General features: G+C 75.7%; 17 protein-coding genes and 1 pseudogene. 7 read left to right on the plus strand and 11 right to left on the minus strand.

Annotation, left to right across the window (positions count from 1 at the left end; translation table 11 throughout):
* Positions 1-3: 3 nt before the first annotated feature.
* Both F1544_RS18170 and F1544_RS18175 read right to left on the minus strand, forming a co-directional pair.
* Positions 4-570 (minus strand): dihydrofolate reductase family protein, encoded by a 567-nt coding sequence (locus F1544_RS18170; RefSeq protein WP_167587540.1) that lies wholly within the window; start codon positions 568-570, stop codon positions 4-6.
* 112 nt (positions 571-682) lie between these two features.
* On the minus strand, positions 683-1,567 hold the full coding sequence (locus tag F1544_RS18175) for a helix-turn-helix domain-containing protein (protein ID WP_167587541.1): 885 nt from the start codon (positions 1,565-1,567) through the stop codon (positions 683-685).
* A 134-nt stretch (positions 1,568-1,701) separates the two neighbouring features.
* Between F1544_RS18175 and F1544_RS18180 the strand changes: the two genes are divergently transcribed.
* Positions 1,702-2,451 (plus strand): SDR family oxidoreductase, encoded by a 750-nt coding sequence (locus F1544_RS18180; RefSeq protein ID WP_167587542.1) that lies wholly within the window; start codon positions 1,702-1,704, stop codon positions 2,449-2,451.
* A 42-nt stretch (positions 2,452-2,493) separates the two neighbouring features.
* On the opposite strand, the gene F1544_RS18185 is transcribed toward F1544_RS18180, so the two are convergent.
* From F1544_RS18185 to F1544_RS18200, 4 genes are all read right to left on the minus strand, one after another.
* Complete coding sequence (locus F1544_RS18185) at positions 2,494-3,399, minus strand: glycerophosphodiester phosphodiesterase (RefSeq protein WP_167587543.1); 906 nt, start codon at positions 3,397-3,399, stop codon at positions 2,494-2,496.
* The gene (locus tag F1544_RS18190) at positions 3,396-3,710 is read right to left on the minus strand and encodes a hypothetical protein (RefSeq protein ID WP_167587544.1); all 315 of its coding nucleotides are present in this window, start codon (positions 3,708-3,710) and stop codon (positions 3,396-3,398) included. The genes F1544_RS18185 and F1544_RS18190 overlap by 4 nt, the downstream gene beginning before the upstream one ends.
* Before the next feature lie 182 nt (positions 3,711-3,892).
* Complete coding sequence (locus F1544_RS26530; RefSeq protein WP_167587545.1) at positions 3,893-4,711, minus strand: DNA-formamidopyrimidine glycosylase family protein; 819 nt, start codon at positions 4,709-4,711, stop codon at positions 3,893-3,895.
* A gap of 10 nt (positions 4,712-4,721) precedes the next feature.
* Positions 4,722-6,047, minus strand: a complete 1,326-nt coding sequence (locus tag F1544_RS18200; RefSeq protein WP_167587557.1) for an amidohydrolase — start codon at positions 6,045-6,047, stop codon at positions 4,722-4,724.
* A gap of 194 nt (positions 6,048-6,241) precedes the next feature.
* Between F1544_RS18200 and F1544_RS18205 the strand changes: the two genes are divergently transcribed.
* Positions 6,242-6,646 (plus strand): SRPBCC family protein, encoded by a 405-nt coding sequence (locus F1544_RS18205; RefSeq protein ID WP_167587546.1) that lies wholly within the window; start codon positions 6,242-6,244, stop codon positions 6,644-6,646.
* A 10-nt stretch (positions 6,647-6,656) separates the two neighbouring features.
* On the opposite strand, the gene F1544_RS18210 is transcribed toward F1544_RS18205, so the two are convergent.
* Together F1544_RS18210 and F1544_RS18215 are read right to left on the minus strand one after the other, a co-directional pair.
* Entirely contained in the window at positions 6,657-7,232 is a 576-nt protein-coding gene (locus F1544_RS18210) for a GNAT family N-acetyltransferase (RefSeq protein ID WP_167587547.1), read from the minus strand.
* Between the two features lie 47 nt (positions 7,233-7,279).
* Positions 7,280-8,281 (minus strand): helix-turn-helix transcriptional regulator, encoded by a 1,002-nt coding sequence (locus F1544_RS18215; RefSeq protein WP_167587548.1) that lies wholly within the window; start codon positions 8,279-8,281, stop codon positions 7,280-7,282.
* Positions 8,282-8,389: 108 nt separating this feature from the next.
* Between F1544_RS18215 and F1544_RS18220 the strand changes: the two genes are divergently transcribed.
* The 5 genes from F1544_RS18220 to F1544_RS18240 all read left to right on the plus strand — a co-directional run bounded on the left by F1544_RS18220 (position 8,390) and on the right by F1544_RS18240 (position 11,692).
* Positions 8,390-8,902 (plus strand): DinB family protein, encoded by a 513-nt coding sequence (locus F1544_RS18220; protein ID WP_167587549.1) that lies wholly within the window; start codon positions 8,390-8,392, stop codon positions 8,900-8,902.
* Between the two features lie 179 nt (positions 8,903-9,081).
* Positions 9,082-9,255, plus strand: coding sequence for a CsbD family protein (locus F1544_RS18225; protein WP_167587550.1), 174 nt, complete (start codon positions 9,082-9,084; stop codon positions 9,253-9,255).
* 26 nt (positions 9,256-9,281) lie between these two features.
* Complete coding sequence (locus F1544_RS18230; RefSeq protein WP_167587551.1) at positions 9,282-9,488, plus strand: hypothetical protein; 207 nt, start codon at positions 9,282-9,284, stop codon at positions 9,486-9,488.
* A gap of 375 nt (positions 9,489-9,863) precedes the next feature.
* Positions 9,864-10,940 (plus strand): CDP-glycerol glycerophosphotransferase family protein, encoded by a 1,077-nt coding sequence (locus tag F1544_RS18235; RefSeq protein WP_167587552.1) that lies wholly within the window; start codon positions 9,864-9,866, stop codon positions 10,938-10,940.
* Complete coding sequence (locus F1544_RS18240; protein WP_308470162.1) at positions 10,937-11,692, plus strand: phosphocholine cytidylyltransferase family protein; 756 nt, start codon at positions 10,937-10,939, stop codon at positions 11,690-11,692. Before F1544_RS18235 ends, F1544_RS18240 begins: the two co-directional genes overlap by 4 nt.
* A 65-nt stretch (positions 11,693-11,757) precedes the next feature.
* On the opposite strand, the gene F1544_RS18245 is transcribed toward F1544_RS18240, so the two are convergent.
* The 3 genes and pseudogenes from F1544_RS18245 to F1544_RS18255 all read right to left on the minus strand — a co-directional run.
* Positions 11,758-12,831, minus strand: a complete 1,074-nt coding sequence (locus F1544_RS18245) for an aldose epimerase family protein (RefSeq protein WP_208972142.1) — start codon at positions 12,829-12,831, stop codon at positions 11,758-11,760.
* Positions 12,832-12,841: 10 nt separating this feature from the next.
* A complete protein-coding gene (locus tag F1544_RS18250) occupies positions 12,842-13,168 on the minus strand; it encodes a hypothetical protein (protein WP_167587553.1) in 327 nt (108 codons plus the stop codon).
* Between the two features lies 1 nt (position 13,169).
* Positions 13,170-13,971 (minus strand): annotated as a pseudogene (locus tag F1544_RS18255) (hypothetical protein); the annotation flags it as partial.

Below are 13,971 nucleotides of genomic sequence, written 5' to 3' on the forward strand. Positions count from 1 at the left end.
CCGTCAGCGGGGGTTCCGCACCGCGTGGCGCACGTAGAGGGCGCCGTTGCCGAACCGCCGGTGCTCCAGGAGTTCCAGGTCGAGCCGCACCCCCCGGGGCAGCGCGGGCTTCCCGCCGCCGACGAGCACGGGGCAGAGGAGCAGCACGCACTCGTCGACCAGCCCGTGCCGGAACGCCTCGGCCGCCAGCGTCGCGCCGCCGATGCTCAGGTCGGAGCGGGAACCCTCCTTGAGCTGCCGCACCGCCTCCGGGTCGAAGGTCCGCTCGATCCTCGTGCGCGCCGTCGGCGCCTGCTCGAGCGTCGAGGAGAACACGACCTTGTCGGCGTCGCGCCAGATCTCCGCGTACTCGCGGACGACGGGCGGTTCCCCCACCAGCCAGTCGTCGTCCTCCCAGATGCGCATCGTCTCGTACATCCGGCGGCCGTAGAGCGACGTGCCCACGGCGCGCTCGTGCTCGTTCCAGAACGCGTGCACCTCCTCGTCCGGCTCCGCGAAGTCGAAGGCGCCGTCCTCGTCCTCGAGGAAGCCGTCCAGCGAGGTGTTGGCGGCGTAGACCAGCTTGCCCATGGGTTCCTCCGGAGCGACGGGGAGCTCAGCCTCCAGGGTTCCGGCACGGGCGGCAAGGTCCTGCCCGCGCGGGTTCCCGGTCCGCAGGCCCGGAACCCACGACGGCGGGAACCTACGACGACCGGGAACCCGGCGACGGTTCGTCGCCGCCGGCGGCCGCGGCGCTCGTCGCCGCGAGCGACGCCAGCAGCCGCAGCTTCTCCGCGCTCCCGCTGTCGGCGTCGGGGTAGTACACGACGAGCAGGACGTCCTCGACGGGCAGCTTGTCCCGGTGCAGCCGCAGCGTCCCGAGGACCGGGTGGGCGACGGTCACCGTCCCGCCCCGGAGGTCGCGGACGTCGTGGCGGTCCCACAGGGCCCGGAAGCGCCCGCTGGCCAGCGACAGCTCCCCCACGAGCTCGACGGTCCGGGGGTCGTGGACGACGTCGGCGCGGTCGGTCGCGGAGACGCCGACCGACTGGCGGAAGGCGCCGACGAACTCGGCCGTGACCGCCTCCCAGTCCTCGTGGAAGTCCCGCTCGGCCGGGTCGAGGAACAGCGAGCGCAACCGGTTCTCCCCCGGCCGCAGGCGCGGCGACAGCGCCAGGGCCAGGGGGTTCGACGCCAGGACGTCGAAGGCGCGGCCCTCGACGAAGGCCGGCACGTCCAGCGCGGCCAGCAGGTGGTGCAGCCGGGCGGGAACGCGTTCGGTGCGCCGCTGCGGGCGGGTGCGCGGTCGGGGACGGGCGAGGTCGAGCAGGTAGGCCGTCTCGACGTCGTCGAGCTGCAGGACCCGCGCCAGCGCCTGGAGCACCTGCGGCGACGGGTTCCGGTCGCGGCCGCGCTCCAGCCGGAGGTAGTAGTCGGCGCTCACCCCGGCCAGGAGGGCGACCTCCTCGCGGCGCAGGCCCGCGACCCGGCGGCGCGCGCCGCCGGGCAGGCCCAGCTGCTGCGGGCTGACCAGGGCGCGCCGGGCCCGCAGGTACTCGCCCAGCCGGTTCTCCTCCACCCCGCCCACGCTAGCTCCGCCCGCGGGCCGCGCCGGGGACCGGAAGGGGTCCTGCCACTCCCCGGACCGGCGGGGGCCTGCCTCCCCGCGGCGCGGGAGCCGACGCTGGTCGGGCACCTCACCTCAGCGAGCAGGGGATCGACATGGACATCAGCGGACGCACCGTCCTCATCGTCGGCGGGACCTCCGGCATCGGCCTGGGCCTGGCCCGCCGCTTCGCGGCGGCCGGCAGCACGGTCGTCGTCGGCGGGCGCGACCCCGGCCGGGTCGCCGGCGACGGGAGCCTCGAGACCGTCCGGATCGACGTCACCGACCACGTGAGCGTGCAGCGCGCCCGCGACGAGGTCCTCACCCGCCACCCCGACCTCGACGTGGTGGTGACGATGTCGGGGGTGATGCTCCTGGAGGACCTGCGCGACCCCGCCCACGCCGCCGCCGCGGAGACGACGATCGCGGTCAACCTGCTGGGCACGATCCGCGTCCTCGACGCCTTCACGCCGCACCTGCTCGGCCGCGGGGCGGGCGACGTGATCACCGTGACCTCCGGCATCGCCTTCCTGCCGTTCCCCCTCATGGCCAGCTACGGGGCGTCGAAGGCCGGGGTCCACGCCTACACCGAGGCGCTGCGGGCGCAGCTGGAGGGCACGGGGGTGCAGGTGACCGAGCTGGTGCCCCCGGCGGTCGCGACCGCGGGGCAGGAGCTGGTCAACCCGGCGGCGCTGCCGCTGGAGGCGTTCCTCGACGAGGTGGTCGACCTCCTCGGCGCGGACCCCACCCCGCGCGAGGTGGTGGTGCAGGCCGCCCGGCGGCTGCGGTGGGCCGAGCGCGACGGCACCTACGCCGAGCTCCTGCGGCAGCGCTCGCAGTCGCTGGCGACGCTCCCCGGTCGCTGACCGCCACGGGCGACCGCCCGGCGGACGGGGCCGGGCGGGACGTCAGACGACGGTCGGCGTCGCGGGAGGTGCGCTGCGGCGCAGCAGCTCGGCGGGCGACGGGTGGGAGCGCCCGCCCTGGACGACGGCCCGCCGCGCGAGCACGTCGCGGTCCTCGACGGGCAGGTCCTGCGTGAGGCGCAGCTCCCGGCAGTCCAGGTAGCCGCGCAGCCGGGCGGGGTCGTTCGTGATGATGCCGTCGACGCCCGAGCGCAGGACCTCGGCCCAGAGCACCGGCTCGTCCACGGTCCACGTGAAGACCTGCATGCCCGCGGAGTGGAAGGCGCCGACGACCTCGGGCGAGGCGACGACGGCCGCGACGTGCGGGTTGCACGCCATCACGCCGAGGTCCGCGGCGAGGGTCCTGGCCTGCGCCGCGGGGTCCTCCTCCGGCCGCAGGACGAGCAGGGCCCGTCGCACGTCGGGCGCCCAGTCGCGCAGGGCGGCGACCGTCGAGCGGTCGAAGCTCTGCAGCACGCAGCGGTCGGCGATGCCGGAGTCCGCCACGATCAGGGCGGCCACCGCCACCGAGGCGGGCGCCCAGCGGCCCTTGAACTCGATGAGCAGCCCCGCCCCGGGGTGGTCGGCAGTCAGCCGCAGCACCTCGGCGAGGGTGGGCACGCGCTGGCCGGCGTAGGCCTCGGAGAACCAGACGCCCGCGTCGACGTGCGACAGGTCGGACGTCGAGACGTCCCCGACGGCCCGTGAGACGCCCGTCGTCGCGTCGAGGGTGTGGTCGTGGACCACCACCGGCACCCCGTCGGCGGAGAGGTGGACGTCCAGCTCGAGGAGGTCCGCGCCCGCCCGCAGGGCCGCCTCGAAGGCGGCGAGGGTGTTCTCGGGAGCCACCGCGGAGTACCCGCGGTGGGCGATGACGAGCGGCCCGCGGCGGGCCGTGGCCGGGGTCATGCGGGGAGCGGCTTCACGTCGGTGTCGTGGCCCTCCCGCAGGTGCTGCCGAGCCGTGCCCCGCGCCGTCGCGGGATCTGCGCCCTGCACCATGATGCCCTCCCAGGCCCCGACCGCGGTCCGACCGCCACCCGGGACGGAGCCCCGGATCCGGTCCTGCGTGCGCGTCTCGGCCGGCTGGTCCACGGCGGTCGGGGACGGCGGCGTCTTCGCGTACACCTCCCGCTCAGCATCGGCCGGTGGGCGGTGGGTCTTGACGGTCACGCGCCCGGTGATCCGGGAGGGACCGGTGGTCTGCTGCAGGGTCGCCATGACGACCTCTCCGTGCGGCGGAGTGCTGACGTCTCGAACCCTAGGTCGCGCGTGCGGCCGTTCCGGCGCCACCCGGCCCCCCTCGGGCAGAGGTCACCGAGAGTTCACCGGGCCGCTCCGCGGGGAACCCCGGTGCCCCCCGCCGTTCACTCCCCCGTGTCGGCCGTCGGCGCAGCAGGCGCTCAGGCGGCGGTCAGCGACGGCTGGCAGCGCGGGCACCACCACGTACGGCGCTGCTCGGCGTCGCCCGGCACCTCGGCGACGACCTGGATCGTCGTGCCGCACCGCAGGCACGGCTTCCCGGCCCGCCCGGCGACCCAGTGCGACCGGCCGGGACGCGTGTCGCCCGTGGTGACCTGGTAGGCGCCGGGGACGTCCACGGAGTGGCGGAGCATCCGCACGGCCAGGTCCACGGCGCGGCGCAGGTCGATCGTGCCCGCGGGCCGCCACGGGTCGAGGCCCCGCAGGAAGCACAGCTCGTTGACCCAGAGGTTGCCGAGGCCCGCGAGGTTGCGCTGGTCGAGCAGGGCCGCGGCGATGCCCCGGTCGGGCTGGGCCGCGAGCCGGCGCACGGCCTCGTCCACGTCGGGGTGCGGGGCGAGCACGTCGGGCCCGAGGTGGCCGACGGCGTCGCCCTCCTGCGCCGTGGGCAGCAGCTCGACGACCGGCATCCGCAGCGCCGCGGCCGTCGGGCCGGGACGGCCCTCGACGGTCGTGGTGAGCAGGATCCGGACGTCGGGGACCAGGCGGCGCGGCAGCTGCTTGCCGGGGGCCAGGACGGTCCACTCGCCGTCCATGCGCAGGTGGGTGTGCAGCGTCGTGCCGCCCTCGAACCGCGTCAGCAGGTGCTTGCCGCGCGCGACCGTGCCGAGCACCGCGAGCCCCGACAGGTCCGCGGTGGCGTGCTGCGGCACGCGGAAGTCGCTGTGGCGCAGCACGGATCCGCGCAGCCGGGCGTCGAGCTTGCGCGCGACCTTCAGGACGCTGTCCCCCTCGGGCACCGGTGCCCCCTCAGCCGAACGGGCTGTCGGAGAGGTCGTGCTCGGCGAGCCAGGCCGTGCGCCGGGCGAACAGCCCGGGTGCGGCGCGGCGGGCGCGGTCGACGATCTCGGTGAGGTCCGCCGTGACGAGGCGGCCGTCGCGCACGAGCACCTGCCCGTCGACCACCGTGAGGTCGACGTCGCCGCCCCGCACGGCGTGCACGAGGTTGTGGTGGACGTTGGCGTGCGGGCCCGCGTCGAAGTACGGCGTCGTGCGCGGGGTGTCGGCGCGGACCGCGATGAGGTCGGCCTTCTTGCCGGCCTCGAGGGACCCCACGTCGCCGTCGAGCCGCATCGCGCGCGCCCCGCCCGTCGTGGCCATCCGCAGCACCGTCCACGAGTCCATCGCGGCCGCGTCGCCCGAGGAGAGCTTGCCGAGCAGCGAGGCGACCTTCATCTCCTCGAACATGTCGAGGTTGTTGTTCTCCTTCTCCCCGTCCGTCCCGAGCCCCACCGCGACGCCCGCGGCCAGCATCGCCGCGACGGGCGCGACCCCGCTGACCAGCTTCATGTTCGACACCGGGTTGTGCGCCACCCCGACACCGCGGCGGGCGACGAGCTCGATCTCCGCCTCGTCCAGCCACACCGCGTGGGCCAGGACGGCGGGCGACTCGAAGAACCCCAGGTCGTCGAGGACGAACGCGGGGCGCTTGCCGTAGCGCTCCGCGAACTCCGGGAGTTCCGTCTCCGACTCGCTGCAGTGCGTGTAGAAACCGGTGCCGTAGCGGCGCGCGAGGTCCACGGCCCGCGCCTGGCCGGCCTCGTCGGCGTAGAACAGGTGCTCCAGGCCCACCCAGACCTGCACGCGGCCGTCGGCCCCGCCGTGGTGGTCCTGCAGCAGCCGCTCGTTGTCGTCGAGGGTGTCGAAGTAGTCGTGGTCGGGGTGGGCCCCGACGTAGGAGGCGGTGACGAGCCGGTTGCCGAGCTGGCGGGCCACGTCGGCGCTGCGGTCCATGTAGCGCCACATGTCCACGACCGTCGTGGTGCCCGCGAGCAGCCCCTCGGCGTAGCAGAGCCACGACGCGGCCTCCGCCTCCTCGGCCGTCAGGACGCGGTGCATCGGGTTGATGTGGCGCCGCAGCCACTCCCAGACCGGCAGGTGCTCCGCGGTCCCCCGCAGCAGCCCCGAGTGGTGGTGGGTGTTCACCAGGCCGGGCATGAGCAGGCGCCCGGTGAGGAACTCCGCGGCCGCCGCGGGGTGCTCGCGGCGCAGCGCCTCGTAGTCCCCCACGGCGGCGATGCGGTTGCCGCGCAGCAGGACTCCCCCGCGCGGGAGCACGGTGAGGTCCGCGTCCATCGTCACCACGGTCTCGGCGCCCAGGAGGCGGTCGGCGCTCGGGTCGTGCGGGCGCCCGGGGGCGGGCGGCGGCTGCGTCACGGCCTCAGCGTGCCTCACGGCCCGCGGGCCCGCTCGGCCGGGAAGCCGCGGGCCCGGCCCCGGACCCGGCGGGGGACCTGGACGGCGTGACGCCCCGGTGCCACCGTGACCGGATGACCACGCCGTCGCGGCACCTCAGCGTCCACGTCGACCGGCCGGTGCAGGAGGTCTACGACTTCGTCGTCGAACCCTCGAACCTGCCGCGCTGGTCGCCCGGGCTGGGCCGTGCCGTCGAGCAGGTGGACGGCGAGTGGTTCGTCGAGACGCCCGGTGGGCGGGCGCGGATCAGGTTCGCGCCGCGCAACGCGTTCGGCGTGCTCGACCACGACGTGCTGACCCCGACCGGTGCGGAGGTGCACGTCCCGCTGCGCGCGATCGTCGACGGCGACGGGTGCGAGGTGGTGTTCACGCTGCGCCGCGCGCCCGGCATGGACGACGCCGAGTTCGAGCGCGACACCGGCCTGGTGACGGCCGACCTGGCCCGCCTGAAGGAGGTCCTGGAGTCCGCCGCGGGGTGAGGCGGCACGCTCAGGCGGTCGGCGCGCCCGCCGGCGCGGAGGCGCGGTCCCGGCGGTCCGTCGCCAGCACGGCCCACACCTGCTGGTCGTGGCGGACGCCGCCGACGGGCCAGGCCTCGCGGAGGGTGCCCTCCAGCGTCATCCCCAGCCGGCGGGCGACTGCCGCGCTGCGGAGGTTGTCGGCGCGGCAGCGCCACTCGGCCCGGTGCAGGCCGCGCTCGTCCAGCGCCCAGGCGAGGAGGACGGACGCCGCGGCCGTCACGAGACCCTCGCCCTCCGCGGCGGGTTCGAGCCAGCACCCGAGTTCGCACACGCCGGCGGCGGCGCTGAAGGACACGAACATGACGCCGCCCACGAGGACGCCCGACCGCCAGATCCCGACCAGGCGCGCACCGTCGGCGGCCGCGCCGTCGGCGTAGCGGCGCAGCGTGGCGCGCGCCCCCTCGACGGTGTCCGTCACGAAGGAGGGCCCCACCCAGGGCCGGACGTGCTCGCGCGCCCGGTCGAGGTGGTCCGCGAACTCCTCGGCGTGCCACACCTCGAGCGGGCGCAGCTCGCTCGACGGACCCAGGCTCCTCGTGAACACGACGACTCCCCGCGCTGGACGTGGCGGCACCCGCCGCCCCGGCGACGTCAGCCGCCGGCCCCCGGGAGCGTCCCACCCGCCGGCGCCGGGACCTGCCCCGCCGCGCGGACGAAGCGCTCTCCCCACTGCCGCAGGTGGTCCCGGAGGTCGTCGGGGGACTCGACGGTGAACTCCGCACCCGTCATACCCAGGACCAGCAGCGCCCACTCCGGGCCGTCCACGGGGACGTCGACCCGGCACGTGCGCTCGTCCAGCGGGGTCACGGTGGCCCAGCGCCCCGTGCGGGTGCGCACCTCCCCGGCCGGCGCCTGCACGGTGGCGGTGATCACCGCGGCCGTGGGGGTGGCGCGGGTCGCGGCGCGGACGAACTCGGTCACGTCGTCGGCGGGCAGCCGGCGGGGGGCGAAGCGCTCCCCCGACGACCGCGCCGCGGCGACCCGGTCGAGGCGGAACGTCCGCCAGTCGCCGCGGTCCAGGTCGTAGGCCACGAGGTACCAGCGGCGCCCCAGCGGCACGAGGCGGTGGGGTTCCACGTGGCGCTCGCCCGTGCGCTCGTCGCGCGTCGTGTAGGCCAGCGTGCAGCGCTCGGCGTCGCGGCAGAGCTGCGCAAGGGCCGTCAGGACGCCCGGGTCCACCGCCGCGCCGTGGCCCGACCAGGGTGCGCGGGCCGTCGCCTGCGTCAGGGCCTCGACCCGGTGGCGCAGTCGGCGCGGCATGACCGGCACCACCTTGGCCAGCGCCCGCACCGAGGACTCGGCCATGCCCTCCACACCCGACTGCGCGGCCGCCTGCAGGCCCAGGGCGAGCGCGACGGCCTCGTCGTCGTCGAGCACCAGCGGGGGCAGCGAGGTGCCGGGCCGCAGCTGGTACCCGCCGTCGACGCCGCGGCGGGCCTCGACGGGGTAGCCCAGCTCCCGCAACCGGTCCACGTCGCGGCGCAGCGTGCGCAGGGACACCTCGAGGCGCTCGGCGAGGTCGCGCCCCGCCCAGTGCCGCGACGTCTGCAGCAGGGACATGAGCTGCAGCATCCGCGCACCCGTCCCGGCCATGCCCCCATGCTGCTCTCGATTGCGGCCAGGAACTGGCACCTGCCGTCCCTAGCGTGGTCCTCGACGGCGCACGGGGCGCCGGGCCGGCCCGCGACGGAGGAGCCCACGATGACCACCACGACGACGACCACGAGCACCGGCGAGCGGGCGGACCTCCTGGAGTCCCTGGCCCGCCACCGCTGGTTCCTGACGTTCACGGTGCGGGGCCTGAGCGAGGAGCAGGCGCGGCTGCGGCCGACGGCGAGCGCGCTGTCGCTCGGGGGCCTGGTCAAGCACGTGGCCACGACGGAGGACCAGTGGGCGCGCTTCCTCGTCGTCGGCGCGGCCGCGATGGGCACGGGCGGGGACGACTGGGCGGACGGGTTCACGATGACGCCCGAGGACACCCTGGAGGCGGTGCTGGCCCGCTACGCCGAGGTCGCGGCCCGCACGGACGACCTGGTGCGCACCCTGCCCGACCTCGGTGTCTCGCAGGCCCTCCCGGCCGCCCCGTGGTTCGAGCCGGGCGCCCGGTGGTCGGCCCGCCGGGTGCTGCTGCACGTCATCGCGGAGACGTCCCAGCACGCGGGGCACGCCGACGTCCTGCGCGAGAGCATCGACGGCGCGCGGACCATGGGCTGAGCGGCCGAGCGGCACCGCGGTCCGGTGGGGGGACCCGCGAGGCACGCGGCACGGTGTCACCCCCGACGGGAAGCGTGTGAGGCAGCTCACGCCACCGGGCGCGTGACGATCGGCGCGGGTGGGGGCTCTGCCCTCCTGACACCGTCACCGTGACGGTGCGCGAGGACGGGAGTCCCACCATGAGCATCGCCGACAAGGCCAAGAACGCCGCCGAGAAGCTCGTCGGGCAGGCCAAGGAGGGCGCCGGCAGCGCCACGGGCAACGAGGAGCTGCGCGCCGAGGGCCGCGCGGACCAGACCTCCGCCGAGGCCAAGAAGACGGTCGAGGACGTCAAGGACGTCTTCAAGGGCTGAGCGAGACCGGGGAGCGGGGACACCCGGTGGGAGCCCGGCTGCCCGACGGCGTCCGCCGCTGGCTGACGTCGTCGGTCGCCGTGCCGCTCGGGGCCAGGGCGCTGACGAACATCGCGGACCGGCTCGAGCGCGCCGAGGGACCCAGCGTCACCTCGCGGGCGCTGCGCGGGGCGTCCCGCGCAGCCGGCCGTCGCGGCCGGCGCACCCGCGAGGGCGGGAAGTCCGCCCGCTGAGAGGACGGGTCGTCGGGAACGACCCCGTCCGCGACCTCGAGGCCCCGCAGCGCACCCGCGCTGCGGGGCCTCCGCGCGTCCGGGTGGTCCTGCCCCGGACGCGGCGGCGCGGCCCGCGCGGGGAGGTAGCGTGGCTGCCGGGCCGGTCGCGACGCACCACCGGTCGCCCGTGGGGTCCAGGCCGAGGCGGCCGCCGAACAGCTCGGACGAGCTTGCTCGTGACGCACAGCGACCGTCGTTCGTCGAAACGGCCCTGTCGCTGCCTCCTCGTCACGGGGGGTGGGCGAAGACGACCGCGGTCCCCCATCATGGGGCTCCGCCCAGGGTCGGAGTCGAGGCACTGGCTCCACCCCCTGGCCGAGCACGAGGAGAGCATTGAAGATCACCTACCACAGCTTCGAAGGGCGCTACTCGGACAACCCGCGCGCCCTGCACGAGGCCCTCGTCGCCCGCGGCGACGACATCGACCACGTCTGGTTGTCCACCCCGGCGCACGCGCACGGGTTCCCGGCCGGCACGACGACCGTCGACATCGACTCGCCCGACGCGGTGGCGGCCCTCGAGTCCGCCGACGTGGTGGTCTCCAACACGCACCTCGACCTCGACTGGGACAAGGCGCCCACGACGTTCTACCTGCAGACCTGGCACGGCACGCCGCTGAAGACGATCCACCACGACGTGCTGTTCGCACCCGAGGGACGCCTCGCGCGCCTCGACCACGACATCGCGCGCTGGGACCACCTGCTCTCGCCGAACGCGGCCAGCACCGGGCCGCTGCGCCAGGCGTTCCGCTACGCGGGCCCCCTGTCCGAGACGGGCTACCCGCGCAACGACGTCCTCAGCGCACCCGACCGCGACGAGCGGCGGGCCAAGGCCCGCGCCGCCCTCGGGGTCCCCGAGGGCGTCACCGCGGTCCTCTACACGCCGACCTGGCGCGACGACGAGAAGTTCGGCCCCGGCCCCGACTTCTCGCTGCGGCTGGACCTCGAGCGCTTCCACGAGCAGCTGGGCGACGACCACGTGCTGCTGCTGCGGCTGCACTACATGGTCTCGGCCGCCCTCGACACGGTCGACCTCCCCGGCGTCCTGGACCTGTCGTTCCACCCGGACATCGCCGAGCTCTACCTGGCGGCGGACCTCATGGTGACCGACTACTCCTCGACGCAGTTCGACTTCGCCGTGACGGGCAAGCCGATCGTGTACTTCACCTACGACCTCGACCACTACCGCGACGACCTGCGGGGCTTCTACTTCGACTTCCCGGAGATCGCCCCCGGCCCGCTGCTGACCACCTCCGACGAGGTCATCGCGGCGGTCGCGGACATCGCGACCGTCACCACGACGTACGCCGACCGCTACGCGCGGTTCCGCGAGACGTTCTGCCACCGCGAGGACGGCCACGCCACCGCGCGCGTCCTCGCCCTGCTCCCCCCGACGGAGGTCTCCCCGTGAACGTCCAGGTCGCCATCCTCGCCGCCGGCATGGGCACGCGCCTCGGCCGTCCCCTGCCCAAGCCGCTGACCACCCTGCGCGACGGCCGCTCGATCATGCAGCAGCAGGTCGACAACCTGCGGGCCGTCCTGGGCCGCGACGTGCCGATCACGGCCGTCGTCGGGTTCAAGGCCGCCACGGTCATGGAAGCCGTCCCGGACCTGCTCTTCGCCTACAACGAGGAGTTCGACCGCACCAACACCAGCAAGAGCCTGCTGCGCGCCCTGACGACCTCCCACCGCGGCGGCGTCCTGTGGCTGAACGGCGACGTCGTCTTCGACCCCCGCCTCCTGCAGGTGGTCACCCCGTTCCTCGAGCGCGACGAGAGCTTCGTCTGCGTCGACACGGCGGTCGTCGGCGAGGAGGAGGTCAAGTACACGGTGGACGCGGAGGGCTTCGTCAAGGAGCTGTCCAAGACCGTGGTCGGCGGGCTCGGCGAGGCCGTCGGGATCAACTACGTCTCCTCCACCGACAAGGCCGTCCTCATCGAGCAGCTGCGCGCCTGCGAGGACACGGACTACTTCGAGCGGGGCATCGAGACCGCGATCTCCGGGCGCGGCGTCCGCGTCCACCCCGTCGACATCTCCGAGTTCGCCGCCGTGGAGATCGACTTCGAGGAGGACCTGCGGCGCGCCAACCTCATCGAGGACTGGCAGCTGCACGTCGGCGGGGTCGCCCCGGGCGGCACCCCGGCCGGTCACCACACCGTCTGACGACGAGCGTTCGACGGTCGCGCCGGTGGGGTCGAACCCTCCGGCGCGGCCGCCGCGCACGGCGGTCAGGCCCAGCCGAACCGGAACTCGGTGACGGAGCGGAACTCCTCGCCCTCCAGCAGGAGGGTGCTCGGGAACTCCGGGCGGTTCGGGGAGTCCGGCAGCGCCTGCGCCTCCAGGGCGAGGCCGCTGCGCGGGCCGTAGGCGGTCCCGGACTTCCCCACGAGGGTCCCGGCGAGGCCGCCCCCGGAGAACACCTGCAGGCCCGGCTGGTCGGTCCACACCTCCAGCGTGCGGCCCGAGACCTCCTCCACGACCCGCGCCGCTCGGCTCGCGGGACGTTCCCCGCCCGGCTCGTCGGCGAGCACGAAGCAGTGGTCGTAGCCCTTGGCCGCCAGCAGCTGCGGGTCGTCGTCCTGCACGTGGTACCCGATCGGCGTCGGGGCCCGGAAGTCGAACGGGGTCCCCGCCACCGCCCGGAACTCCCCGGTCGGCAGGCCCGTGTCGTCCACCGGCAGGAACGTCTCCGCGTCCACCTGCAGCAGGTGCGGGTCGACCGTCCCGCTGCCCTCGCCCGCGAGGTTCCAGTACGTGTGGTTGGTGAGGTTCAGCACCGTCGCCGCGTCGGTCGTCGCGACCGTCTCGACGCTCAGCGCGCCGTCGTGCAGGACGTAGCTGACGTGGACGGACAGGGCGCCGGGGAACCCGTTGTCCCCGTCGGGGCTGAGCAGCGAGAACCGGACGCCGCGCCGGCCGTGCACCGGGTGCGCGGTCCAGAGCAGTTCCGAGAACGGCCGCAGCCCGCCGTGCAGGGCGTTGCCCCGGTCGGTCACGGGGACGGCGTGCTCGACGCCCTCGATGCGGAAGCGCCCGCGCGCCAGGCGGTTGGCGTAGCGGCCGACCGTGGCGCCGAACGAGCGGCCCTTGCCCGCGTAGGGCGCGAGCTCCCCGAAACCCAGCACGACGTCGGCGCGCTCGCCCTCGCGGTCCGGCACCAGCGCCGACTGCACGCGGGCCCCGTGCTCGACCAGCGCCACCTCGACCGCGCCGTCGTCGAGGACCCAGCGGCCGACGGGCGTCCCGTCGGCCGTGCGGCCCCAGCCGGACTCGCGACGGACCCCGTCCTGCAGCGTCTCCACGGCGGCGACGCTACCGCGGGGCCCCTCCTCCGGCAGGACGGCGACCGCCGGCGCGGTGGCGCTGCCCGAGGGCCGCGACGACCGCGGCGACGACGACGCAGAGGCCGGACAGCAGCAGGACGCCGGCGGCGCTCCACCGCCAGTCCCAGGTGGTGCCGGTCACCTCGCGGGCGGTGACGCCGGCCGCGACGGCGAGCAGCACCAGGCCGCTCAGGACGGCCCCGACGTCGACCGTGCGGGGACGGGGCGGGACCGAGGGCGGCGGCACGGGCACGGGCCGGGTGAGGTCCTCGGCCCCGGTGCGGTCGGAGCGGTGCGGCTCGTCGACGGGGTCCATCTCAGTCCTCCTGCAGCAGTCGGCTGGACGGGGCGGCGACGCGGATCTCGCCGGCCCAGGTGCTCGCGGTGAGGACCGTCCCGGCGTCCGCGGGGACCGTCCAGTCGGCGACGTCGTCGCCGCGCACGGTGGTGGCCGCGGCGACGGCCGCAGCCTCGGGACCGACGGCGTAGACGCGCTCGACGTCGAACCCGCCGGCGGTCGTCCCGGCCGTCCCCTGGCCGGCGCCCAGGACGGGCACGACCTGCGGGGAGTCCTCGACGCGGATGGTGCCGGCGCCCACCCGCGCGGCGACGAGCACCGTGCCGCCCGTGGGGACGAGGACGTCGAGCCGGCCGGCCGCGACGGTGGCCGACGCCCGCCCGGGGACCGTCGCCACACCCGTCGGGTCGACGGCGAGGCGGCCCACGACGGACGCGCTGTCGGGGACCTCCCGCAGGGACGCCGGCGTCGGGGCCCACTGCTGGTCGACCTCCCACTGCCACCCGCCCCCGGCCGGCAGCACGCTGGCGGCGATGGCCAGCAGCGCCAGGGGCGTCGCCAGGCCGGGCAGCGCGGTGCGGCGGCCCCGCAGCCCGGCGACCACCGCGCCCATCCCCATGACGGCGACCGCGGCGACGAGCGCGAGCGGGACGGCGTCACCGGGCAGGGGCAGCAGCTGCCCCGCGATCACGACGACCCCGGCGGCCAGCAGCGCGAGGCCCAGGACGAGGGAGGTGGCCAGCGGCGAGCCCGGGCGGCGGCGGGCCGCCGCCTTCACCCGCGCCGCGGCGGCGGCCTCGACCCGGGCCGCGGCCCGGCGC

The organism is Kineococcus rubinsiae (assembly GCF_011839805.1).
GTDB lineage: Bacteria > Actinomycetota > Actinomycetes > Actinomycetales > Kineococcaceae > Kineococcus > Kineococcus rubinsiae.